General features: G+C 38.3%; 22 protein-coding genes. 7 read left to right on the top strand and 15 right to left on the bottom strand.

Annotated features, from left to right (window positions below; genetic code table 11):
* Positions 1-43 precede the first annotated feature (43 nt).
* From AC106K_RS10805 to AC106K_RS10795, 3 genes are all read right to left on the bottom strand, one after another.
* Positions 44-397: a dimethylsulfonioproprionate lyase family protein gene (locus AC106K_RS10805; RefSeq protein ID WP_482445235.1), complete on the bottom strand. Its 354-nt coding sequence runs from the start codon at positions 395-397 to the stop codon at positions 44-46.
* Positions 398-407: 10 nt separating this feature from the next.
* Complete coding sequence (locus AC106K_RS10800; RefSeq protein WP_482445233.1) at positions 408-833, bottom strand: MauE/DoxX family redox-associated membrane protein; 426 nt, start codon at positions 831-833, stop codon at positions 408-410.
* A 189-nt stretch (positions 834-1,022) separates the two neighbouring features.
* A complete protein-coding gene (locus AC106K_RS10795; RefSeq protein WP_482445232.1) occupies positions 1,023-1,811 on the bottom strand; it encodes a helix-turn-helix domain-containing protein in 789 nt (262 codons plus the stop codon).
* Positions 1,812-1,922: 111 nt separating this feature from the next.
* On the opposite strand from AC106K_RS10795, the gene AC106K_RS10790 reads away from it, so the two are divergent.
* On the top strand, positions 1,923-2,435 hold the full coding sequence (locus tag AC106K_RS10790; protein WP_047097297.1) for a thioredoxin family protein: 513 nt from the start codon (positions 1,923-1,925) through the stop codon (positions 2,433-2,435).
* A gap of 477 nt (positions 2,436-2,912) precedes the next feature.
* Here the strand turns inward: AC106K_RS10790 and AC106K_RS10785 are convergent, their stop codons facing one another.
* The 4 genes from AC106K_RS10785 to AC106K_RS10770 all read right to left on the bottom strand — a co-directional run bounded on the left by AC106K_RS10785 (position 2,913) and on the right by AC106K_RS10770 (position 4,106).
* Positions 2,913-3,308 (bottom strand): DUF7674 family protein, encoded by a 396-nt coding sequence (locus AC106K_RS10785; RefSeq protein WP_482445230.1) that lies wholly within the window; start codon positions 3,306-3,308, stop codon positions 2,913-2,915.
* 51 nt (positions 3,309-3,359) lie between these two features.
* The gene (locus tag AC106K_RS10780) at positions 3,360-3,491 is read right to left on the bottom strand and encodes a hypothetical protein (RefSeq protein WP_260446644.1); all 132 of its coding nucleotides are present in this window, start codon (positions 3,489-3,491) and stop codon (positions 3,360-3,362) included.
* A gap of 82 nt (positions 3,492-3,573) precedes the next feature.
* On the bottom strand, positions 3,574-3,930 hold the full coding sequence (locus AC106K_RS10775) for a DUF7674 family protein (protein ID WP_482445228.1): 357 nt from the start codon (positions 3,928-3,930) through the stop codon (positions 3,574-3,576).
* Between the two features lie 11 nt (positions 3,931-3,941).
* A complete protein-coding gene (locus AC106K_RS10770) occupies positions 3,942-4,106 on the bottom strand; it encodes a hypothetical protein (RefSeq protein WP_482445226.1) in 165 nt (54 codons plus the stop codon).
* Between the two features lie 353 nt (positions 4,107-4,459).
* Here AC106K_RS10770 and AC106K_RS10765 point away from each other — a divergent pair, with 353 nt between their 5' ends.
* The 3 genes from AC106K_RS10765 to AC106K_RS10755 all read left to right on the top strand — a co-directional run bounded on the left by AC106K_RS10765 (position 4,460) and on the right by AC106K_RS10755 (position 7,371).
* On the top strand, positions 4,460-5,473 hold the full coding sequence (locus tag AC106K_RS10765) for a nucleoid-associated protein (RefSeq protein WP_482445224.1): 1,014 nt from the start codon (positions 4,460-4,462) through the stop codon (positions 5,471-5,473).
* A gap of 62 nt (positions 5,474-5,535) precedes the next feature.
* Positions 5,536-6,498, top strand: coding sequence for a hypothetical protein (locus tag AC106K_RS10760; RefSeq protein ID WP_482445222.1), 963 nt, complete (start codon positions 5,536-5,538; stop codon positions 6,496-6,498).
* A 99-nt stretch (positions 6,499-6,597) separates the two neighbouring features.
* A complete protein-coding gene (locus AC106K_RS10755; protein WP_482445221.1) occupies positions 6,598-7,371 on the top strand; it encodes a cyclase family protein in 774 nt (257 codons plus the stop codon).
* Positions 7,372-7,692: 321 nt separating this feature from the next.
* Here AC106K_RS10755 and AC106K_RS10750 read toward each other — a convergent pair whose 3' ends face one another.
* The 6 genes from AC106K_RS10750 to AC106K_RS10725 all read right to left on the bottom strand — a co-directional run bounded on the left by AC106K_RS10750 (position 7,693) and on the right by AC106K_RS10725 (position 14,929).
* The gene (locus AC106K_RS10750) at positions 7,693-8,442 is read right to left on the bottom strand and encodes a succinate dehydrogenase/fumarate reductase iron-sulfur subunit (RefSeq protein WP_482445219.1); all 750 of its coding nucleotides are present in this window, start codon (positions 8,440-8,442) and stop codon (positions 7,693-7,695) included.
* A 14-nt stretch (positions 8,443-8,456) separates the two neighbouring features.
* On the bottom strand, positions 8,457-10,373 hold the full coding sequence (locus AC106K_RS10745; protein WP_482445218.1) for a fumarate reductase/succinate dehydrogenase flavoprotein subunit: 1,917 nt from the start codon (positions 10,371-10,373) through the stop codon (positions 8,457-8,459).
* A 12-nt stretch (positions 10,374-10,385) separates the two neighbouring features.
* A complete protein-coding gene (locus AC106K_RS10740) occupies positions 10,386-11,042 on the bottom strand; it encodes a succinate dehydrogenase cytochrome b subunit (RefSeq protein ID WP_482445216.1) in 657 nt (218 codons plus the stop codon).
* A gap of 16 nt (positions 11,043-11,058) precedes the next feature.
* Positions 11,059-12,489: an anion permease gene (locus tag AC106K_RS10735; RefSeq protein ID WP_047097305.1), complete on the bottom strand. Its 1,431-nt coding sequence runs from the start codon at positions 12,487-12,489 to the stop codon at positions 11,059-11,061.
* A 19-nt stretch (positions 12,490-12,508) separates the two neighbouring features.
* Entirely contained in the window at positions 12,509-13,675 is a 1,167-nt protein-coding gene (locus AC106K_RS10730) for a porin (RefSeq protein ID WP_482445214.1), read from the bottom strand.
* Between the two features lie 204 nt (positions 13,676-13,879).
* Entirely contained in the window at positions 13,880-14,929 is a 1,050-nt protein-coding gene (locus AC106K_RS10725) for a linear amide C-N hydrolase (protein ID WP_482445212.1), read from the bottom strand.
* A 380-nt stretch (positions 14,930-15,309) separates the two neighbouring features.
* Between AC106K_RS10725 and AC106K_RS10720 the strand changes: the two genes are divergently transcribed.
* From AC106K_RS10720 to AC106K_RS10710, 3 genes are all read left to right on the top strand, one after another.
* Positions 15,310-17,508, top strand: coding sequence for an ATP-binding protein (locus tag AC106K_RS10720; RefSeq protein WP_482445210.1), 2,199 nt, complete (start codon positions 15,310-15,312; stop codon positions 17,506-17,508).
* Positions 17,509-17,528: 20 nt separating this feature from the next.
* Positions 17,529-18,080, top strand: coding sequence for a biliverdin-producing heme oxygenase (locus AC106K_RS10715; protein ID WP_482445209.1), 552 nt, complete (start codon positions 17,529-17,531; stop codon positions 18,078-18,080).
* A gap of 118 nt (positions 18,081-18,198) precedes the next feature.
* On the top strand, positions 18,199-19,125 hold the full coding sequence (locus AC106K_RS10710; RefSeq protein WP_047097309.1) for a malate dehydrogenase: 927 nt from the start codon (positions 18,199-18,201) through the stop codon (positions 19,123-19,125).
* A 121-nt stretch (positions 19,126-19,246) separates the two neighbouring features.
* On the opposite strand, the gene AC106K_RS10705 is transcribed toward AC106K_RS10710, so the two are convergent.
* Both AC106K_RS10705 and AC106K_RS10700 read right to left on the bottom strand, forming a co-directional pair.
* On the bottom strand, positions 19,247-21,133 hold the full coding sequence (locus AC106K_RS10705; RefSeq protein WP_482445207.1) for a S8 family peptidase: 1,887 nt from the start codon (positions 21,131-21,133) through the stop codon (positions 19,247-19,249).
* Positions 21,133-21,930 carry a hypothetical protein gene (locus AC106K_RS10700; protein ID WP_482445205.1) on the bottom strand — a complete coding sequence of 266 codons (798 nt, stop codon included), beginning with the start codon at positions 21,928-21,930 and terminating at the stop codon, positions 21,133-21,135. The genes AC106K_RS10705 and AC106K_RS10700 overlap by 1 nt, the downstream gene beginning before the upstream one ends.
* Positions 21,931-22,001: the final 71 nt, after the last annotated feature.

Here is a 22,001-nt window from a genome sequence, read left to right as displayed (position 1 = left end):
GAATCGATCAGACTGCGGCTTAAAAATATTGACTAAGTTATTTCTAAAGAATCTCCACCTCTTCCGGGATAACGAATAGAATCAGACAGCCGCTCTCAGACTTTACAGCATGTTTAAAGCCTGGTGGAGTGTACAAATAATCTCCTTTCTCCAAATGGGCTCCTGCAATAGTCGCCTTTCCTTCCATGATAAACAGTTCTTCACCTGCAGGATGATTATGATAAGGATAACTTGCACCAGGTTCAAATTTTAAAAGAATTGTGGTGGAACGCTTTTGTTCAGGATCAAATTTTAATGATTTTACAAAAATACCTTCATAGTGAATTCCTTTCTCAATTAAAGGCTGCCATTCTTTTTGCTCTGTTTTTACGATATAATCGTGGATGTTGGTGTTCATGATAAATATTTTAATTGTTTGTATGTAAAAGTTGTTCTAAAGTCCATCGGTAATCAGAAAAAGTACTCAATAAAAATGCTCCCGCGCTGAATACGAAAACCGAATAATCCAACGGTTCTTTAATTCCAAAAGAAATACTCATGGCAATGGCAAATAAAAACGTGAGTACCGAGGAACACCATGCCGTTCTTCTCACCTGGTATCCTATAAGAAGTAAAATTCCGGCAGAACATTCGGCAAAGGTTGATGCCACCGCAATAGAAGAAGCCCATGAATGGGGTAAGAACGAATTGGTTTCTGACGTATACCGCACAAAGTTTTTCCAGCCGGAAGAATGGGTGCCCCAAAGATTCAGCCTGCTGGCTACTGCAGATAAAAATCCGGCTGCTAATGCTATTCTTAATACAAAAACAGCTATATCCTGTTGAACTTTCATACCGATCATTTTTTAGATTGATTGACAGGACAAAGTTCAGCGAAAGCAGGCTCTTAAAGAATAGACAATTTCAGGAAAAGCATGTAATATTGACTCTGTGGAAAGTTTAAATTCTGATTAGCTAATAAAATTAAAATCGGAGATCTGTTTGCTTTTGGTGGAAGTAAGTTATTCGGGACTAATTTATAATCAGATTTTCACCGTTTTCTGGTAATCTTTCGGAGACTGAGCCGTATGTTTTTTAAAGAAATTGGAAAAATAAAAAGGATCATTGAAGCCCAGTCGGTAGGCAATTTCTTTTACCGTCAGTTTCTCATAAAGCAAGAGCCTTTTTGCTTCCGAAACGGTAAGGCTGTAGATCACATTCTGAGCTGTTTTATTCGTATGCAGTTTCGAAACTTCATTCAGTTTAGCTTCAGTAGTCCCAAGAAGATCCGCAAACTGGGAGACCTGATAGGTTTTGTCAAAATGATCCCGCACACTTTCAAGGAATCTTAAAAATAAAGCATCAGGTTTCCAGATTTCATCACCGTTTGCAATTTTGCTGCGGTTGATTTCTACTAACAGAAGCTCAACAAGAGAATGAGTAGAGATCAGATATTGGTAAGGTTTTTCCTGAATTTCCTTTTCAATCCGGTTCAGGGTCTGTGTAAAAAAATCAGGATGCTGAACCGTAATCATTTCGTTCATTCCGAAATGGCAAAATAATCCGTTATGGAAGATCAGCTCAATATCACTGTCACTTTTACAGAAAAAATCGAGCGTAAAATCAAGAGCGGTAAGTTTTCCTTCAACAGATCTTAACTGATGAAACTGTCCTGAAGTAATCGTCACAGTCTGTCCGGCTTTCAGGCTGAAAATATTTTCATCGATCAGAATTTCAGCACTTCCGCTGCTGCACCAGAATAAAGTGTATCTGATAATCCGTCTGGGAGCAGAATGAAGGGGCAGATCAGAATATTGTGTTATTTCAATCATTTCTTTTGATTATGAAAAGTTGAGGATATTCAATATTTAAAAGTAATTAAAATTAATGAATGATTTTAGGGTAAAATACCTACATTCGTATAAAATTAAAGTAAAATTTAAATGAAATATTCTAAAATTATTGTCGTTGTTGCCCTGTTGCTGTTTCAGCTAAGCATAGCACAGGAAAAAGCAGATGTTGTATTAAATAAAGCCTTTACAGAAGCTAAAACAGGGAAGAAAAATGTTTTGCTCGTATTTCATGCATCATGGTGCAAATGGTGTAAAATGATGGAGAAAAATATGGATCTCCCTGAAACCAAACCTATTTTTAATAAAAGATTCGTCACAGCGTATATCGACGTTCAGGAGAGAGGAGAAAAGAAAAGCCTTGAAAACCCTGGGGGACAGGAGTTGATGAATAAATATAAAGGAGAGAACGCCGGACTTCCTTTCTGGTTGGTTTTAAATCCAAAAGGAGAGGTCATTGCTGATTCTTTTGATGATCAGGGACAAAACCTTGGTTCACCGGCTACCCAGGAAGAAGTCACCGCTTTTATCGCCAAATTGGGCAAATCTTCAAAACTGAGTAAAGAAGAAAGCGAAACCATTCAGAAAGTATTTATGAAAAAGTAATTTTTTATAACGATCCAATACAAAATCTCAAAAGTGAATTCATTTTTGAGATTTTTTTATAAATATAGCAAAGACTATGATCTTAAAATTTTGGAAAAATAATTGAATACCAGTTTGATTATTCTGATTTTTATAAAAACAAAAGAAGGAATCAATGAGTTCTTTCTAAACCATAGCATATAATCATAAAGCTTCATAGCGACAAAGTCGCCCTTCTTAGCTCACTAAAATAAGACACTGTTTTAATATAAACTTTGCGTTGAAAAATCATCCTCATAGCTTTTACTTCTAATTTCAGAAAACCTGCTTGTTACAACGTGAGGAAGCCAAAAAAAGGCAAATTAGCTTATTTGCCAATTTGCCCTTTTACTTTTTAATAGTTTTCCGGCTTTTTCAGCCTTACAATATTCAATGATTTTTCCAAGGCTGACATTGTGAGTGAGCCTTTTTTGCTTTTTGGAAAGTTTATACGATAAACTATTTTCCAAAATACATCTGATCCTGCTTCTGCTGCTCATTATAAATGATCTGGAAGCTTACAGGCATATATTGGTAAAGGAGTTTCCAATGTTGAATCTTCGCATGCTTTTTAAAGCTTTCGAAAGATCTTACAAAAATGTTTTCAATCATGGTTCTTACATAGGAATTCCCTTTTTTATAGATCAGATCCATCAGTTTGATGTGATGGGCAATAATACTGATCTTCGATTCCTGAAGCAGATTCTTCAGATAATTGACCGTAGCCTGCATGATCCCGGCGAAATTGTCCTGTACAGACAACTGTGTGATCTCATGGCGAAGTGGCGGATAGAAAAATTTCAAATATTCAACAGCTATTTTTTGATTAATAGTTTGCATTTGGACTTTCTTCATAATTAAGAATTTTTCAAACACTTAGTATCGCAGCGAAATGTATACCAAAATTTAAAGACAGGCCGCAAAAATAAATACCCCTACGATCACAGCGATGTGAGTGAGTAATATCTCTGTATTGTGTCTGTTAGTCGTGGTTTTCCAGGTTTTCCAGTCTGAAATTTTTCTGATTTTATTTTTCATAATCTATTGATTGTGAGTTATTTTAATTTTTGTTTAATTTAAACACTTTGTAATGAAACACATAAAAAATGTAACAAAAGCTTTATAAGCCATGGCTGTAAATTTGTCTTGAATACACCTTCTGAAGGTCTGGTGAAATGTGACTGAAGATCATTTTTCTGTCATCCGTGCTGCAAAAAGCTGTAAAATTGTCCAGAGAATAGATAAAAGTAGTCTCAATTGCATTTTTTAAGACAGAATCTCCGTCATTGTAAATTTTGTCCATCTTCTGTAAACTTCTGAACAACAGATTTCTGTCATTCTGTCTGATCATATTTTTGATGCGTTCTGTGAATGTCCGGATAATGCTGTATGAGTTTTGAATTTTGATTTCTTTTACTTCATTTCCAAAATCGGGAACCACTTCTGTGATTTCCTGTACGGCTTGCAAATAGTTCATATTATTTCGGTTTAATTGGGATTGTGCTCAAGGAGTTTTATAATGGCTCCAAAGATGAAAACGGTTAAAAAGGCGATGAAAAGCATGTGATAAGGTTTCAGCCAGGTAGGCGTTTTAGGGCCTCTGCTTTTTAGTCGTCGCAACTTATCAATTCTGTTTAATGTTTTTAAGTCCATATTTCTATGTTTTCAAATGATGATGCCAATGATGTTCCGTTGAATATGGAATTTGTTTAATATGTTGAAATATAGATTGTTGTTGTTTTTGTGCCTGGTTTTTAAAACAAAAAAGCATGTCAAAATGATAAGGTTTTTATCACTTTGGAAATGAAAGGCAAAAATTCTTACCATCACTCTATCACAAAAGAACGAAGAATTCGCTTCCCTTGGAGGAGTGGCAAAAATTCTTTGAATTTTTGACGGGGTGGTAAAAACTTTGCCTTTATAAAATCTATCTCACTTCATGACATTTTTTAAGTTTCGCAGAAAGAATAAGAATGAATATCTTTGCAGTCCAAATATTCAGAAAGATGTTTTCAAAAATAATAGTACACAGAGTCGGAAATAAAATCAACGGAGATTCCTTAACGCTTTCCCAGGAGGAACTGAAGCTGGAAGAAGGAATGGCAGAATTGCTTGAGGATTACTTCTTAGGATCATTCAAATCAGAAGAAACCTTTCATTTTTACAGTGATACCTATCTGGTGAACAATCCGGTTTACAGTGCGGTATCTGAAATTTTTGATGATAAATCCAAATTCATCTGGGAATCTGAAAATATCGCCAAGCATCTTTTCGAAGCGGCTGAAAACCCTAGAGTTCAGAGTGGGGAATTGTTTATAGTCCTTTTCGAAGATGAAAGTGACCGCCCTGATAGAGTAGACAAGATCGGGATCTTTAAAACTGAAAAAAGAGAATCTTTCCTGAAAATAAACCCTACGGAAGAGACATTTGATATTGAAAAAGATCAGGGGATCGGATTATCTAAAATTGATAAGGCTGCTTTGATCTACAATAATAATAAAGAAACAGGATACGTACTTTCCGTAGTGGATAATAACAAGAACGGAGACATGTATTACTGGTTTGAAGATTTCTTAAAAGTAAAGCAGCGTGATGACGAATATTTTCACACTCAGGAAGCTTTGATGGTATACAAAGACTATATCACGAAGCAGCTTCCACAGGAATTTGAGGTATCCAAAGCTGACCAGGCGGATTTCCTTAATAAATCGATCAACTTCTTCAAGGAAAAAGAAGAATTCAAACTGGATGAATTTGCGAATGAAGTATTGGGAGACGAGCATGTAATCGAAAGTTTTGTGAACTTTAAAACCGATTACGAACAGGACATGCAGGTGAATATTGCAGAAGAATTCCCGATCAATGAAGCGGCAGTAAAAAAGACCCAGAGACACTTTAAAAGCATCATCAAACTCGATAAAAACTTCCATATCTACATCCACGGAGACAGACAGAAACTGGAAATGGGAGAGGATGATAAAGGAAAATATTACAGATTATATTTTGATAAAGAGGTATAAAAAATAACATCCGGATTACCTCATAATGTCATAACTTTATTGCAGATTACAAAATAGAAGCTATGAAATTTATGATCATTTTCTGGGGAATCTTCATCTTTTTTTTCTGCATACCTTTTCCGATTTTTATTTATTTGATAAGTGAGGAAACAGCCACAGAACCGAGAAATTCATTAGCCGTAAGCTATGGGTATCTCGGTTTTTCATTGTTGATATGGCTGTACATCATAGCTTTCTTTGCGGACAGGCTTTTTATCAAGACTTTTAAAGAAAAAAGGACTATTCACGCTATACTCAGAAACGGCATTCCAAGGGAAGCAAAGATCATTCGCTACCAGTTTCTGAAATACATTCCGAAAACCAATATGAACATCATTCAGATTGTTCTTTCGTTTCCTAATCTTAAGAATACTCTGATTGAGCATGAAATGATGTTCCATGACTCCAAACCACTGGAAAAGAGGTTTGATGTTGGAAACAATGTAAAAGTCCTGTTGAACCCTAAAGCATCACAGGAACCTTACTTTATTCTGAGCGATCAGAAAGTAGGATTCAATGCTTCAGGAATGGTTTTAAGAATTATATTTATGGTCTTACTGATTGTTTATATCATTGGGCTGTATGTTTATTTTTATAGGCGGGAATCCTTTGATTTTGGCTGGAGGTTTATGACATTTATGCATCCGATTATTTTCAGCGGAGTGATGATGCTGATTTATATGCTGGTATTTCACCTGATCGTAGGAAAGTTTTTTAAAAACAAAAAGGAAGATCGCATTCTGTTTGCCGGAAGAAGAGCTGAGGCTAATATTCTCAGTGTAAGGGAGACTGGAGTCATCGTTAATGATCAGCCGGAAATCATGTTTCAGATCAGTTTCAAAGACTTCAAAGGAAACGAGCATATTGCAGTCTATAAGAAAATTGTAAGTCTTTTAAACCTATCTTCAGTACCTAAGCAAGGGAGTATAGAAATCATGTATGATGACAACGACCCGAAGAATATTATCATTCTGAAAGCATTTTAAAATAAAAAAGACAGAACTATAGATCAACGAATGAACCGTTTTGTCCATCTCTCCTCGGTCTTTTCACTATCTTTACTTCCGTAGTCCAATTCTGATATTATGAAAACAACAATTATTGACCTGTCCAAACCCATTCAATACAATGCAGGAGATCCGTGGTTCATGAGGGTGAAGATCAAACATAAATCCCATAAAAAATCCCATTGGCTGATTCGTCTGGCATTGAACCTTCCGTTCAGACTTTTTCCTAAAAACTGGACCGGATGGGCAGATGATACCATAAAAAACATGGGACTTCACGCAACCACACACATTGATGCACCATGGCATTATGGCCCCGTTGTAGAAGGGAAACCTGCCAAAACGATTGATCAGATCCCGCTGGAATGGTGCTATGGAGACGGTATTGTGATAGACTGCAGCCATAAAGAGGATTTTGTAGCAATTACTGTAGATGATCTGAAAAAAGATCTCGATAAAAACGGAATTACAATCCGGGAAGGAAATATTGTTTTAATCAGAACTGATCGTGATAAACTGATGGGAACTGCAGACTTTGTAGAAAAAGGAACCGGAATGAGCAAAGAAGCAACCGAATGGCTGATTGATCAGGGCGTAAAAGTAATGGGAATAGACCAATGGGGCTGGGATCTTCCTTTAAAATATATGGCGAAAAAAGCCAAAGAACTGAATGATCCCGAATATTTCTGGGAAGGTCACCGCGTAGAAATAGAAAAAGAATATTTACATATCGAGCAGCTTACCAATCTCCAGGCATTGCCACCTTCAGGTTTTAAAGTCTGTGTATTTCCGTTAAAGATCGTTGGTGGTTCTGCAGCCCCGGCCAGGGTGGTGGCGATGATGGGGGAGTAGAGAGGGGAAAGGCGAAAGGGTAAAAGGGCAAAATTGCGGAAAGGTAAAAAGGCTAAGGAAGCAGAGAGAGCAAAGAAGGCAAAGAAAGCGAAGAGGGCTGAGTAGTAAATTAGGCTAAAGAAGCGAATGTTTGAAGGTAGCAGGGAAAGTGGAAAGCTCAAATTTTGTATTGATGATCTAAAAAATGTGAAGTTTTTATTTATATTATCTTCTTAAAAAAGAGCGGACTTGTAAGTAGACAAGCCCGCTCTTTTTATACACGATCATTCTTTGCTTTCTAGGCTTCCTCAGCCTTCTTAGCTCTCTCTGCTTCCTCAGCAATTATTTCTTCCTAAAAAACAACGCTCTATTATATTCAAAATTCATTCTTGCAATATTCAGGACAGAAATTCCTTGCGGACATTCTACCTCGCAGGCTTCCGTATTGGAGCAGTGGCCGAACAATTCGGTGTCCATTTGATAAACCATATCGAGAACACGTTTGCTTCTTTCTTCCTTACCTTGCGGAAGTAATGCCATGTGTGCAATTTTTGCAGAGGTAAATAAAGCCGCACTCCCGTTTTTACAGGTGGCAACGCAAGCACCACATCCAATGCAGGCTGCAGAATCAAAAGCTTCCTCAGCAGTCTGATGGGTAACTGGAATAGCCGTAGCATCAGGAGCCTGGCCCGTATTGACCGAAACAAAACCTCCTGAAGAGATAATTCTGTCAAAGGCGGAACGGTCTACTTTTAAGTCCTTTTTAACGGGAAAAGCTTCTGCCCGGAAGGGTTCTATGAGAATTGTTTCTCCATCTTTAAAAGATCTTAAGTGAAGCTGGCAGGTTGTCGTATTTTTTAAAGGACCATGTGCAATACCGTTGATCATCATTCCACATTGTCCGCAGATCCCTTCACGACAGTCGTGATCGAATTCTACAGGTTCATCGCCTTCGGTGATCAGCTTTTCATTTAAAGTATCCAGCATTTCTAAGAAAGACATATGGGAATTCAGTTCTTTCAGGTCGTAGCTGACCAGCTTCCCTTCGCTGTCTTTATCTTTCTGTCTCCATATCTTAAGGTGTAAATCCATAATTTTTCTGTTTTTTATTTGTAACTTCTTACCGTTGGCTGAATTTCTTCAAAGATCAGAGGTTCCCTGATCAGTTCAGGTTCTCCATTTTCACCGGTCCATGCCCATGCGGAGATGAATTGGTATTCAGCATCATTTCTCATTGCTTCTCCATCCGGAGTCTGGAATTCTTCCCGGAAGTGAGCACCACAGGATTCGTTACGGGTTAAGGCATCATAGCACATCAGTTCCCCGATTTCGAAATAATCGGCAACACGGCCTGCTTTTTCCAGTTCAGCATTCATTTTATCTCCCTGCCCGGAAACCCTTACGTCTCTGTAGAACTCCTCTTTCAGCTTCCTGATTTCCTGGATCGCATACTTTAATCCTTCTTCATTTCTTGCAAGGCCGCAATAGTCATAAAGCAGTTTTCCCAATGTCTTATGAAAATGATCTACGGTTTTGGTTCCTTTGATATTCATTAAATCCTGAATCTGTTTTTTAACAGCATTTTCCGCCTGTTCAAATTCGGGAGTATCCGATGAAATTTTTCCGGTATGAATTTCATCTGCGAGATAATTGGCAATGGTATAAGGCGCAATGAAATATCCGTCTACAGAAGCTTGTAAAAGAGAGTTGGCTCCCAATCTGTTGGCTCCATGATCTGCAAAATTAGCTTCACCCAAAGCAAATAGCCCCGGAACGGTAGTCATCAGTTCATAATCCACCCAAAGTCCACCCATCGAGAAGTGGGCAGAAGGCGAGATCATCATCGGTTCTTTATACGCATCATAGCCGGTAATCTTGAGATACATATCGAATAGGTTTCCATACTTCTCTTTGATCTTTTCTTTTCCCTGTTCTTTTATCGCTTTGGAAAAATCAAGATAGACAGCATTTTTCAAAGGCCCGATTCCGAATCCGGCATCAATTCTTTCCTTTGCGGCGCGGGAAGAAATATCTCTTGGTGCGAGGTTTCCGAAAGCAGGGTATCTTCTTTCCAGATAATAATCTCTTTCATTTTCCGGAATATCATTCGGTGCCCGGTTTTCATTCTGTTGTAAAGGAACCCAGATTCGTCCGTCATTACGCAACGATTCAGACATCAAAGTAAGTTTAGACTGATAATCTCCGGATTGTGGGAGAGAAGTAGGGTGTACCTGAATCCAGCTTGGAGAAGCCATTAAAGCTCCTTTTTTATGGGCTCTCCAGATTGCAGAGCCATTACATCCCATGGCCAACGTGGAAAGATAATAGATTTTTCCATAGCCACCTGTTGCCAGTATGACAGCATGTGCTGCATGTCTTTCAATTTCTCCTGTGTCTAAATTCCTTACGATAATTCCTCTGGCTTTGCCATCAACAGTGACCAAATCAAGCATTTCATGTTTTGAAAACAATTGTACAGAACCCTTTCCGACCTGTCTCATTAAAGCCTGGTAAGCACCAAGAAGCAACTGTTGTCCTGTCTGTCCTCTGGCATAAAACGTCCGGCTCACCTGAACACCTCCGAATGAACGGTTATTAAGATACCCTCCATATTCACGTCCAAACGGAACTCCCTGTGCCACGGCCTGATCGATGAGGTTCAGAGAACATTCTGCCATACGGTAAACATTGGCTTCACGAGCTCTGAAGTCACCACCTTTTAAGGTATCTACAAACATTCTGTAAACGCTGTCACCATCATTTTTATAATTTTTCGCAGCATTTACTCCTCCCTGTGCTGCAACGGAGTGTGCTCTTCTCGGACTGTCCTGGAAGCAAAACGCCTTTACATTATAACCCATTTCTCCTAGAGAGGCCGCAATAGAGCTTCCTGCCAGACCCGTTCCTACAACGATCACATCCAGCTTTTTGCGGTTGGCCGGATTGACGAGTTTAGCTTTCTTTTTATATTGAGCCCATTTGTGTTCCAATGGACCTTGTGGTATTTTTGAATCTAAAATCATGATAGTTCTGTTTTAATGATAGGTGAAGAATACATAAATCGGCATCAGGGCAAAGCCTAAACTGATAATGATGGAATAGGCAGTTCCGATGATTTTAAACCATTTAACGAACTTAGGATGGTATAGACCAAGTGTTCTTACTGCACTGTACAGTCCGTGGATCAGGTGATAGCATAATGCAATCATAGAAAGTACATAGATCACAACGTACCACCATTCTTTGAATACCGTTACCACCAGAATGTACAGGTCTTTATTTCCGTTTTCATCCAACGGTGGATTCCCGAATTTGTAGATATACCAGAAATTTTGAAAATGAATCACCAGAAAGATCAGAACCAGTGTTCCGAGGATTCCCATATTTCTTGAAGCCCATTTGCTGGCTCTTCCACGTCCGTCAGACTGGTAGCCGCCACCTGATTTTTTATTTTTTAAAGTAATGATAAGCCCATCTACAGCATGCAGAATGATACTTGCGTACAGAACATAAGAAACTATTTTGATGATGATATTTCCTGATAAAAAATGCGAGTAGGCATTAAACTGCAGGTGAGCCTGCTCCTGGGGAAGAAAAAGCTGAAGATTTCCGAGAAAATGAATCAACAGGAAGAATCCTAAAAAGAGTCCTGTGAGACACATCAGCATTTTTCTTGACAATGTTGACAACATATATTTGATTTAATAATTAATAATATCCTAAAACTTTCATCCACAATCCTCCTACGACCATGTAGATGATCAGCAGAACAATTCCTATTTCAAGACCTCTTAGCCACCAGACCTTCAGGTCTACATAACCACTTCCGAAGAATACCGGAGCCGGACCGTGCCCGTAATGAGTAAGTACTCCATAAATGGAACCCATGAAACCTAGCATCATTGCCAATAGCATTGGAGGAATTCCTAAAGAAACCCCAACACCCAGAAGAGCTGCATACATAGCCGCAACGTGAGCCGTAGCACTGGCAAAAATATAGTGGCTGAAGAAATAGACTACAATGATAACCGGAAAGGCTACCTGCCAGCTAAGACCTCCTATCTGTACTTTGATAAGATTACTGAACCAGCCAATGAAACCTAATTCATTCAAAGAACTTGCCATCATGACCAACACAGCAAACCAAACAATGGTATCCCATGCTCCTTTTTCACCTTTTACATCTTCCCAGGTTAATACTGAGGTGAGTAGCAATAATGTTAATCCGATAAATGCAGTAGTTGTAGCATCAATAGAAAGTGCTCCACCAAAGATCCAAAGGAATAAAAGAATGAAGAAAGCTAAAAGCATCAGCCATTCGTTTCTGGAAATGGGTCCCATTTCTTTTAATTTCTGAGCTGCCATTTTCGGAGCATCACCGGTTTTTTTCAGTTCAGGCGGATAAAGTTTGTACAATACCAATGGGACAATAAAGAAAGCTACAACACCAGGTAAAAATCCGGCAGCTGCCCATGACATCCAGGTAATATCAATTCCAAGATTGGCAGCGAATTTCTGACACATCGGGTTACTCGCAGTCCCGGTAAGGAACATGGAAGAAGCGATAAGGTTCATATAATAACTGTTCAATGTTAGGAATGAACCTAGTTTTCTATGGGTTTCAGGTTTCTCAGGAACAGAATCGAAACTGATGGCCATAGATTTCATGATAGGGTAGATAATCCCACCACCTCTTGCAGTATTACTCGGAATAGCCGGGGCCAGACACACATCGGCAAGTCCCAGTCCATAGGCAAGTCCTAGTGAACTTTTACCAAAAACTCTGATGAATAAAAAAGCAATACGGTTTCCCAATCCTGTTTTGATAAATCCTCTGGCAATAAAGAAGGAAATCCCGATCAGCCAGATTACTTTATCTCCAAAACCGGAAAGAGCTTTGGTTATTGATTTTCCGGCATCACCGGGAGCAACTACCTGTGTAAGCGCTGTAAAACCAATAGCCATCATACACATGGTCCCCATGGGTGCCGCTTTAAGAATAATTCCTAAAATAGTTGCCGCAAAAATGGCAAACAGATGCCAGGCATTCTCGGCTACTCCCTCCGGAGCAGGAATGAACCATATGATCAACGCAACAACAAAGGTGATCGCTACGTTTTTAATATTTATTTCTTTCATGATAATAACTATTTAAAGGTTAGAACCTACTCTGTACCTGGACAATGAATAGATTGTTGTTGTATTGTGATGTGTTTTCTACCTGATGTTTGTAGCGGTCAAACTGTACACCCAGCTGAATTCTCGCTCCGTAATTTTTCAGAAACTCCAGTCCGAACATCGGAGTGATCGTCTGTCTTGGGTTAGATGCCATTCTGAAATTGGTATCGAGATATTCATATCGGCAGGATAGTTCGAAGGCGCTGAGGTTTTTGTGGTTGATCTCATATCTTACGTTTGGAAGAAAATAAACGCCACGTACCAGGTATTGGTCAGGATTATCCGGTCGTAATTCAGGAGCAATAGAGTTGTAAAGTACATGGTTGGTCGCCTGTTTGGCTTCCAGTTGCATATCGAGACTCCATCTTGGATCAAATTTGATCAGTGAGCTGAGGTCTACTCCCAAGGCATATACTTTTTTGCTGAATACTTCCCCGATTCCCCCGTTTAAACCGACATTGAAATTGTATTTTTTAGATAATCCGAAAACAAGGCGGGTAGAATACTGTTTTCCGTTGTCGTTATCATTGATCTGATTTTTCCCGTTTCCGTTCACTAACGAAACTGCATATTGAAAAGGAATTTCGCCAAGCTGAAGTTGCCCTGTGGCAGACATTCCGATCTGGAAGCTTGTCCAGCCCAGTTTCCCGAATTCTGTATACTGATTGGACCAGTCTAAAGATTTAATAATATCAATAGGGTAAGTCTCTTCAATACCGAACCATGGTCTGAACTGTCCTACGGTAATGGCTAATTTTGGATTGAAAGTATACTTCAGATAAGCATTTTCAAGAACTCTGCTTTTCGGGTCGTTTTTAAAATCGGCAAGGTTGGCCAAAACAACAACTTCTGTACGTTTACTGATCTGTGCCCGTACCTGAACCCTCATGTACTTGAGCATGAAATTATTATCTGTGCCGGAGCCATCAGTATGATGAAGCCCGTTGACATCTACATCTTTGGACATCCCTACCAGGTAACGTGCCTGAAAAAGGCCTTTAATCTGCAGTTGCGGATACTTTACATTGTCTTCCTGCTGTTGAGGGGGTTGGGCTTTGAGAGAATCCTGGATCTGTGCATTGGCTGATAACCCGCAGGCCAGCATACAGAGGACCAGGCTTTTCTTTTTGATTGAAAAAAAGGCCATATCTTTTTGTTTGTTTTTTGTTTTTGAATTACTTAAGGTATTGAGACTTTTAACCATCCGTCAAATTTTTGATTTGACATCCCTCCGGAAGAGGGGAATGTTTATGTATTCAATTTCAATGATCATTCAGTGTACTCAATCTGTTCATGTGCAGAATGCAGATGATATGAATTAAGTTGTACGGTCTGTATCGTTGAAAAATATTTAGTTCAATCCTAAGAATGTGAACGGTGCGGATTCTTTAAAATCTGCGTTTGATTTACCGTTATAGGTGCGGTTGTTACTCAGATCCAGTTTCATGACCTTTCCTTTAGGGCTCAGATCAAAATCTTTAAGATCAACCCAGAATGTATTGGGGGTAAAAACTGTTTCAAAATAATAAACAAGGTTTTTCTGGTCTGAAACAGAACGCCATCTTGTGGAAGAAATATTAGGTTCTGTTGCCGAAGAGATGCCATAAGGTACAGAGCAGTTTCTGATCACGCTGAACACACTGGCTACAGCAGTACGGGTATCGGCAGTCTGAGGAATCGCATTGATATAGTAGGATGCTCTTACAAAACGGTCTGCAGCGCGGTTGGTTCCCGGAAGCATAACAGTTCCCGGAATACCTTTCCAGTAATTGTTAAGGGCGAGCTGTTCTTCGAAGATAGGAGAGTTGGTCATCACTGTATAAGAAGGGTCGTGGTGGATCACCAGTTTGCCATTGATATATTCAAATACGGCATTATCTCCTGAAGCATCAGAAATAGAAAGGTGAATGGTGGTGAATCTCTCTGTTCCCGGAATATAATCGCTTACCACAACGAAAGGTTCTTTTCTGGAAAACTCCACAGCTTCTTTTACTGTTGCAAAATTATCAAGATAATACTGTGCCCATAACGAGATGGCAAGTCCTTTTTTACTTCCTTTAGGGTCGAATTTCGGATATTGAGATTCGCCCAGCCAAAGCAGATTGGCAACCAGTCCTTTTTCGTTCATTCCATCTGCTGAAGCAATGTCCCATGAAGAGCTGATAAGGCTGCCATACTTAGAGGTCCATTTTACAGATTTTGGTCCGGTTTGGCCGGTCCGGTCTATTCCTTTCGGGAATACCCAGAGGTTGGCGGGGATTTCATCACGCCAGTCCATAGAACGGGCTGTGAGGATATTATTCTGTGGACCTTTGTACACGACTCTTGTACATGCTTCTGACGGATTCCATAATCCTACGGATAGAATCAAAGAAAATAAAATTAATGGGAACTTTTTCATAATAGTATTATTTGAATTTAAAATTTGTATTGAAATTATTGTGAATAATTCAATGGAATTCTTCTCATATTCATTATTTGGTGATATAAATTTAGCGAAATTTGTTTAGATAACATAATTATTTTAACTGATAATATGCAATTCATGTTATGAATCATGGTTGAAGTAGGAAGTATTTGATTATCGGATTTTTTTTTGTAAATTTTAGAAATATCCTATCAAAAAGAGCTAAAAAAAGAAAATTATTTAATACGATTTTCTGCTCACCAGTCTTTATAGCATTCAGTTCGTACCCCGTGATAACAGTTTTAAAATAAGTACCATAAAATAGAATGCTGTTCAAAAAAACGTTATCTTTGGTTAATAGACTGAAGAGATATATGAATTTTGTAGAATGTCATGAAGAACCTATCCATATTCCAGGCTCTATACAAAGTTTTGGTTATTTGATTGGCATAGATGAGGAGTCTCGCACCATTACTTTTTTTAGCAGGAATATTTCGGATATATTTAAAATTGAAAGTTCAGATGAATTGTTCGGGAAGAAACTTACCGACTTTCCACAGAGTTTTCAAAGTATTATCGATTCGGAGATCTACACTTCTCTGGACCGGTTTACCAGACGTAAAAACGAAACGTATTTTGATAAAATCTTTATTGATAATAAAGAGTATCATTTTTCTGTGTTCAGCAGCGAATCCTATATTTTCCTGGAATTTGAAGCCGTGGTGATCAATCCGGACAAAAGGATTTCTAACAAATATGATAATTTTTATATCATTGATAACGGGCAGGAACTTTGGAATCATCTTCTGGAAACGCTTTCGAAGGTGGTGAACTACGACCGGATGATGGTGTATAAATTTATGATGGATGGTTCCGGAAAAGTTATTGCTGAACGCAAAAATGAGGATATGGAAAGTTTCCTGGGCCTTCACTATCCTGAATCTGATATTCCGAAACAGGCCCGCGAGCTTTATCTTAAAAAAAGAAAAAGAATCTTCAGTAATGTTTATGCCGATGATGTACCGATTATAAGTAAAAAGAAGGAAAATATTGATCTTACCTTCTCCGCATCCAGAGGAATGTCACCTATTCATGGGCAGTATCTTAAAAATTCAGGAGTTGCTTCAAGTTTCAGTGTTTCTATTATTATTGATGATCATCTTTGGGGGCTGGTTACCTGCCAGAATGTAGAACCCAAGCATATTGACCTTGAGGACAGGGTACAGGCAGGAATTTTTACCACCCTGGCTGCGAATGCTTATTCTTCATTTAAATCAAAAAGTGAACTGAATTATCGTCTGGAACTTAATGAGAAATTATCTCAACTGAAAACAGAGTTTTTAAAACACAATCATTTATTTGATTCTCTTATTGAAAGTAAAACGGAAATTAAAAATTTACCGGAAGCTGACGGTTTGGCTATTGTTTCTGATGAAGGGATTGTAACCGCCGAAAACACCCCTGATTCTGAAAGTATTAGCCGAATTGCTGCATGGGCCCTGAATAATACAAAAGATCCTGTGTATGTCAGCCGGAGTTTTCTGAAGGATTATGGAGAAGTGCTGAATCTGTCTGATAAAGCAGCCGGAATCATGATTTACTTTATTGAAAGGGATAAAAATGAAATGCTGATCTGGTTCCGGAAGGAATTTGATGAACATATCAACTGGGCGGGTAATCCGGAAAAAAAAGTGGGGATATTTTCTCAAAACGGAGAAGAAAAGCAGATCGTCTCCCCAAGAACTTCCTTCCATATTTTTACAGAAAACATTAAAGGACATTCTAAAAGATGGAATTCCAGAAACATCAGCGCTGTGCATGCTGTACGGGATCTGATTTTAGAAACTTCACATAAAAATTACAATGCAATCAAAGGGCTTAATGATGAGCTTAAAAAAGTAAACGAAGAACTGGACAGTTTTTCTTACACTATTTCACATGACCTGGGAACTCCTTTGACGGTGATGAAACTGAATGCACAAATGCTTTTGGGGAATCTTAACGGTGACTCCGAGAAAAGTAAAACCAAGATTAAGACCATCATTGAAGAAATTGATAATATGGCTGAAATGATGCAGGATGTATTGCAGCTCAGCCGCGCCAAACATAGTGAAGTACAGCTTGAAAGCCTGAAAACGGCGCATACCATTCAGAAAATCTCTGAAAATGCAAGAATGACCTATGGTAGCCCGGCCAGTGAAATCATCATCAGGGAATGTCCGGATGTACTGGCAGACAAAACAATGCTGCATCAGGTATTTTTAAATATCATTAATAATGCTGTGAAATATTCTTCTCACAAGGATCTTCCAAAAGTGGAAATTGAAGGAACAGAAGACGGACAAACTATTATTTACCGTATCTCAGATAACGGCATCGGTATTCCGGAAGAGGAGAAGCATAAGATGTTTAAGATCTTCAACAGGATGGATAATGCCAAGAAATTCAAAGGGAATGGAGTGGGATTGTCTATTGTGCACCGTATCATGAAAAGGATAGGTGGAAATGTAGATTATGAGAGCAATAAAGATGGTACTTCTTTCATTTTAACGTTCAAAAAGCCTTACATTTGAGAAACTTTTAAAACGTTATTATGGTATCAGAATATCTTAAGCAAAACACGGCAGACTATCACGATGCAGCAGAAAAACTTTTTAATTCTGAAAAGATTTTCAATAAAACTTTCACTTTAGAAGATTATAAAAAAATCATTCATACCAATTATCTGATGCTTCTTCACAGTGAAGATCAAATTTTCAGCAGCCTTTCTGAGAAGTATGCAGAAAAACTTCAGCTTGATGAGAGAAAGAAACTTTCCCTTATTGAAAAGGACCTGAAAAGTCTTTCTATAGAAAACCAGACTGCTTCTCATCATCTTGAGTTTGACAACGAACATGAAGCATTGGGAGCAATGTACGTGATCGAAGGATCTACCCTTGGTGGAAATGTCATTGCGAAACAGCTTTCCAAAACGGAGGGATTTGATGAGGTAACCTTTAATTTTTTCGGATGTTATCAGGAGAATACGGGACCAATGTGGAAGAACTTTAAGGAGGTTCTGGATACTGAAGTATCTGAAGAAAACTACAACGAGGTGCTTTCCGGAGCGAAAAAACTGTATACGTTTTTACTGAACGTCAACTAATTTCTTTTAATCCTAATTAAATTTCTGAAAAATTGCGCATTTTTTCAGGAATTGTTAAATTTGGGGAGTTTCAAATTTAAACTTAACTAACAAAAATAATTTTAAAAAAAGTAACAATATGAAAGTAACTGTAGTAGGTGCAGGCGCTGTAGGAGCAAGCTGTGCAGAATACATCGCAATGAAGAACTTCTGTTCAGAAGTAGTTTTGGTAGACATTAAAGAAGGGTTTGCTGAAGGAAAAGCAATGGATTTGATGCAGACGGCATCTCTTAACGGATTTGATACAAAAATTACCGGAACAACAGGAGATTACAGCAAAACTGCAGGTTCTCATGTAGCCGTAATCACTTCAGGAATTCCAAGAAAACCTGGAATGACAAGAGAAGAATTGATCGGTATCAACGCTGGTATTGTAAAAGAAGTTACTGAAAACTTAGTAAAACATTCTCCAGAAGTAATCATCATCGTGGTTTCTAACCCAATGGATACTATGGCTTACCTGGTACACAAAACTTCAGGTCTTCCTAAGCACAAGATCATCGGAATGGGTGGTGCACTAGACTCTGCAAGATTCAAATACAGATTGGCTGAAGCATTAGAAGCTCCAATTTCTGATGTTGACGGTATGGTAATCGCTGCTCACAGTGATACAGGTATGCTTCCATTATTGAGCAAAGCGACAAGAAACGGTGTTCCTGTAACTGAATTCTTAAGCGATGAGCAACAGAAATATGTAATCGAAGAAACTAAAGTAGGAGGGGCTACCCTTACAAAATTATTAGGAACTTCAGCTTGGTATGCTCCAGGTGCTGCTGTTTCTGTAATGGTTCAGGCAATTGCATGCGACCAGAAGAAAATGATCCCTTGTTCTCTGATGCTTGAAGGTGAGTACGGTCAGAACGACATCTGCCTAGGGGTTCCTGCAATCATTGGAGCTAACGGAGTAGAGCAGATCGTAAACGTAACATTAACAGCTGAAGAGCAATTGAAATTCGCTGAAGCTGCTAATGCAGTAAGAGAGGTGAATGGAGATTTGAAATTCTAATTCATTGAATTTATATAAGTAAAAACAGCATCCTGAGGATGCTGTTTTTTTGTTGGTTTCGGGGGCGGCCGAAGGCCGCCCCCGAAACTGTTTTAATTATAAAAATTATCACTACATAATTTTACTCCTTCACAATTTTCTTATTATAGTGGGAGTTGTCAAGGGTAATATCAATAAAATAGACTCCTTTCACTAGCGATGAAACATCTACGGAAATCGGGGTATTCGAAGAGGTAACATTCGTTTGAAGAATCTGTCTTTGATTCAGGTCTAAAATTTTAATAATTCCCTTTTTAAATTCTTTATCTGTTTTAATGAATACAACATCCTTGGCTGGTACAGGATAAACATTTATATCATTATTTACAGATTGAGAAATTTTTGAAGTCTCATTATTGGCCTTTGACACTTTATCATTGACAGACTTGGATACTGGAGAGAATGTAGAACAGGTATTTGTATTTTCTACATGCAGAAAATGACTTTTTCCTGTTCCGGGTTCTAATACTGTTCCGGCATCCAAAGTAATTCCTTTTTTAGCTTTAAAATTGACATTAGCATTTTGGGTAAAACTCTCATTTCTGATCTTGATGAATTCAGGAGCGTTGAGAAGTTCAAAATCCCAGCGATTAAATTTTTTGTCCTCAATGATGATTTCACCACCATTTTGAGAATTCATTTGCCATGCCATCTTATTGGCTTTTCCAGCATCTAATCTGCCGGCTCCTAATAGACCTGCAAAAATTTGATTAGGAGGAAGATGATCAATATTAGCAGAAGTCAGTTTTATAATGGTTTCAGCCTCTGCAGGAGATAAGCAGTTATTGGATGAAAATAATAAAGACAGAGTTCCTGAAACTAACGGAGCAGCAAGGGAGGTTCCAATCCATGCCATTCCTATACAATCATCACAATCGGGATAAGGGAGTCCAAGCATATCATAAGCAGGAGCTACAATATCAACATCTTCATTATTTTGAAGACGATTTTTCTGAATGGCATAGTCAGTATAATGAACATCTTTAACGTTGGTTGTGGTAGCTGAATTGAGATCATTAAGGTGACCTACACCACTCACAGCGATAACGTTTTTGTATGATGCAGGAAATACCTGAGCATAAGTATTTCCACAGGTACTATTTCCGGCTGCTGCAACGAGAACGGTTCCGCTATTGTATATTTCATTGACTGCATCCTGTTCCGATTGCGTAAAGCTGCATGTAGAGTACCAGCTCATATTGATAATTCTGGCTCCGTTTTGAGACAGTTGTTTCAGCCAGTTCCAGCTGCCATAGCCCATACGGTCGGTTACTAATAATTTATTATTGAAACCTATAGAAGACGATCCAAAATTATTATCCGTATTGGAACCTGCCAGACCTGAAACGGCAGTACCATGCAAATTATTACCTACAGTTTGTCCGGGGAGTGTTGAGATTTTGTTTTGAAATTCTCTATGTGTTAATCTGAATCCATCATCTGAAATTCCCACGATGATTCCGTCACCTTTGGAATAGTCCCATGCCTCCCGGGCATTGATCAGATCCAAATGGGTATGTCCGATAGGGTCTGGTACTAAATAATAGTCATTCGGGGTATAGGTATATACAAGAGGAGAAGCCTTTTTAAACTGCGGGAAAATTTTACTTTCTGCGCCAGGTTGATTCAATAAAAAGTCTCCATCACGGATATCTATTTTCTCAGATTTTACAATACCTCTTTGGTGAGTAGACATAAAATCATTATAATCTTTTTCCGTTTTAAATTCTATTAACGATGTGTTTTTTAGCTTTTGAGAAGTAAATTCAGAAAAAGCTTCTTCATATTGTACAACTTCTAATTTACGATCGTTAAAAGATAAAACCTTTGCCCGTTTATTCTCTTCAACAGCCACTTGAGGCTTATTGGAAGGATCTTTAAATTCTACATAATATAAAAACCTGGTTTGTTGTGAAAAACAAAATGTATTCAAAAATAAAAATCCCAAAAAGTAACTTTTTGTTTTCATTATTTTGAATTTTGCAGGGTTTCTACTTTTTTGTTGAGATCAATAACATGAAGGGTAAGTTCTTCTATTTTTTTCAGTAAAAGAATATTCATTTCTTTCAATTCGATGCCTTCTTTAATGGCTTCTGCAGTTGTGGGAACTTCCGGAAGATGTTTATTTTCTTTAATATAATTTTCCAGGGTCTTCAGGTCCATAAGTTTATAATTGTCCTCAAAAACATAATCTGCCCAGCCATTTTCAGCAGCCACTTCTACTTTTACTTTTTCTGTTTTTATCCCCTGTCGAACAAATAGTTTATAATTGCTGCAGTCTGCACATCCTGTTTGTTCAAGATTATTCCAGTTTACCCCAATTAAAACCTTACCATTAGCTCTCACGGAAAAAACAGGATGTGACCAGTTTCCTGGATTGGGTGGTGCAGATAACGTTAGAATACCCACATCATTAGGCTGATAGTTATTATAACTTAGCCACATTAAGTCGGTATCTTTGTTGTTATTTTGGCCGGCACTGAAAAAATGATACCCGTCCAATGCCGACTCATTGGAAACAAATGTAGCATTTCCTAAAAAATTAAGGTTTCGTTTCGGATCAGGAGCTGTTCCTATTCCGATCCTTCCCAGAGAATTGATCTGAATTCTTTCTTTATTTGCTGTTTTTATTACCAGATCCTTGTCGTCTGAAGTACCTAGAAAATTCACAGTGGGATCAGTCCCTGCATTTCCTGCCAGATTCCATGTTTGTGCGTTTGAAAAAGCCGCTATGACAATAGCCGCCAGAGTGATTGTTTTTTTCATGTTGAAATTAGTTTTTGTTTCGCAATAAATATACAGAATATATCATTGAGTGGTGAGTACTTCTTGAAATA

The sequence above is a fragment of the Chryseobacterium sp. FR048 genome (assembly GCF_056844665.1).
This window is presented reverse-complemented; position numbering and strand designations above follow the sequence as displayed.

Bases quoted from the DNA above. Each gene is read 5' to 3' on its own strand.
- AC106K_RS10805 (WP_482445235.1), bottom strand. From the start codon at position 397: ATGAACACCAACATCCACGATTATATCGTAAAAACAGAGCAAAAAGAA.
- AC106K_RS10740 (WP_482445216.1), bottom strand. From the start codon at position 11,042: ATGTTGTCAACATTGTCAAGAAAAATGCTGATGTGTCTCACAGGACTC.
- AC106K_RS10730 (WP_482445214.1), bottom strand. From the start codon at position 13,675: ATGGCCTTTTTTTCAATCAAAAAGAAAAGCCTGGTCCTCTGTATGCTG.
- AC106K_RS10780 (WP_260446644.1), bottom strand. From the start codon at position 3,491: ATGAAAAATAAAATCAGAAAAATTTCAGACTGGAAAACCTGGAAAACC.
- AC106K_RS10705 (WP_482445207.1), bottom strand. From the start codon at position 21,133: ATGAAAACAAAAAGTTACTTTTTGGGATTTTTATTTTTGAATACATTT.
- AC106K_RS10790 (WP_047097297.1), top strand. From the start codon at position 1,923: ATGAAATATTCTAAAATTATTGTCGTTGTTGCCCTGTTGCTGTTTCAG.
- AC106K_RS10775 (WP_482445228.1), bottom strand. From the start codon at position 3,930: ATGAACTATTTGCAAGCCGTACAGGAAATCACAGAAGTGGTTCCCGAT.
- AC106K_RS10760 (WP_482445222.1), top strand. From the start codon at position 5,536: ATGAAATTTATGATCATTTTCTGGGGAATCTTCATCTTTTTTTTCTGC.
- AC106K_RS10725 (WP_482445212.1), bottom strand. From the start codon at position 14,929: ATGAAAAAGTTCCCATTAATTTTATTTTCTTTGATTCTATCCGTAGGA.
- AC106K_RS10785 (WP_482445230.1), bottom strand. From the start codon at position 3,308: ATGAAGAAAGTCCAAATGCAAACTATTAATCAAAAAATAGCTGTTGAA.
- AC106K_RS10710 (WP_047097309.1), top strand. From the start codon at position 18,199: ATGAAAGTAACTGTAGTAGGTGCAGGCGCTGTAGGAGCAAGCTGTGCA.
- AC106K_RS10795 (WP_482445232.1), bottom strand. From the start codon at position 1,811: ATGATTGAAATAACACAATATTCTGATCTGCCCCTTCATTCTGCTCCC.
- AC106K_RS10715 (WP_482445209.1), top strand. From the start codon at position 17,529: ATGGTATCAGAATATCTTAAGCAAAACACGGCAGACTATCACGATGCA.
- AC106K_RS10700 (WP_482445205.1), bottom strand. From the start codon at position 21,930: ATGAAAAAAACAATCACTCTGGCGGCTATTGTCATAGCGGCTTTTTCA.
- AC106K_RS10750 (WP_482445219.1), bottom strand. From the start codon at position 8,442: ATGGATTTACACCTTAAGATATGGAGACAGAAAGATAAAGACAGCGAA.
- AC106K_RS10800 (WP_482445233.1), bottom strand. From the start codon at position 833: ATGAAAGTTCAACAGGATATAGCTGTTTTTGTATTAAGAATAGCATTA.
- AC106K_RS10720 (WP_482445210.1), top strand. From the start codon at position 15,310: ATGAATTTTGTAGAATGTCATGAAGAACCTATCCATATTCCAGGCTCT.
- AC106K_RS10765 (WP_482445224.1), top strand. From the start codon at position 4,460: ATGTTTTCAAAAATAATAGTACACAGAGTCGGAAATAAAATCAACGGA.
- AC106K_RS10745 (WP_482445218.1), bottom strand. From the start codon at position 10,373: ATGATTTTAGATTCAAAAATACCACAAGGTCCATTGGAACACAAATGG.
- AC106K_RS10735 (WP_047097305.1), bottom strand. From the start codon at position 12,489: ATGAAAGAAATAAATATTAAAAACGTAGCGATCACCTTTGTTGTTGCG.
- AC106K_RS10770 (WP_482445226.1), bottom strand. From the start codon at position 4,106: ATGGACTTAAAAACATTAAACAGAATTGATAAGTTGCGACGACTAAAA.
- AC106K_RS10755 (WP_482445221.1), top strand. From the start codon at position 6,598: ATGAAAACAACAATTATTGACCTGTCCAAACCCATTCAATACAATGCA.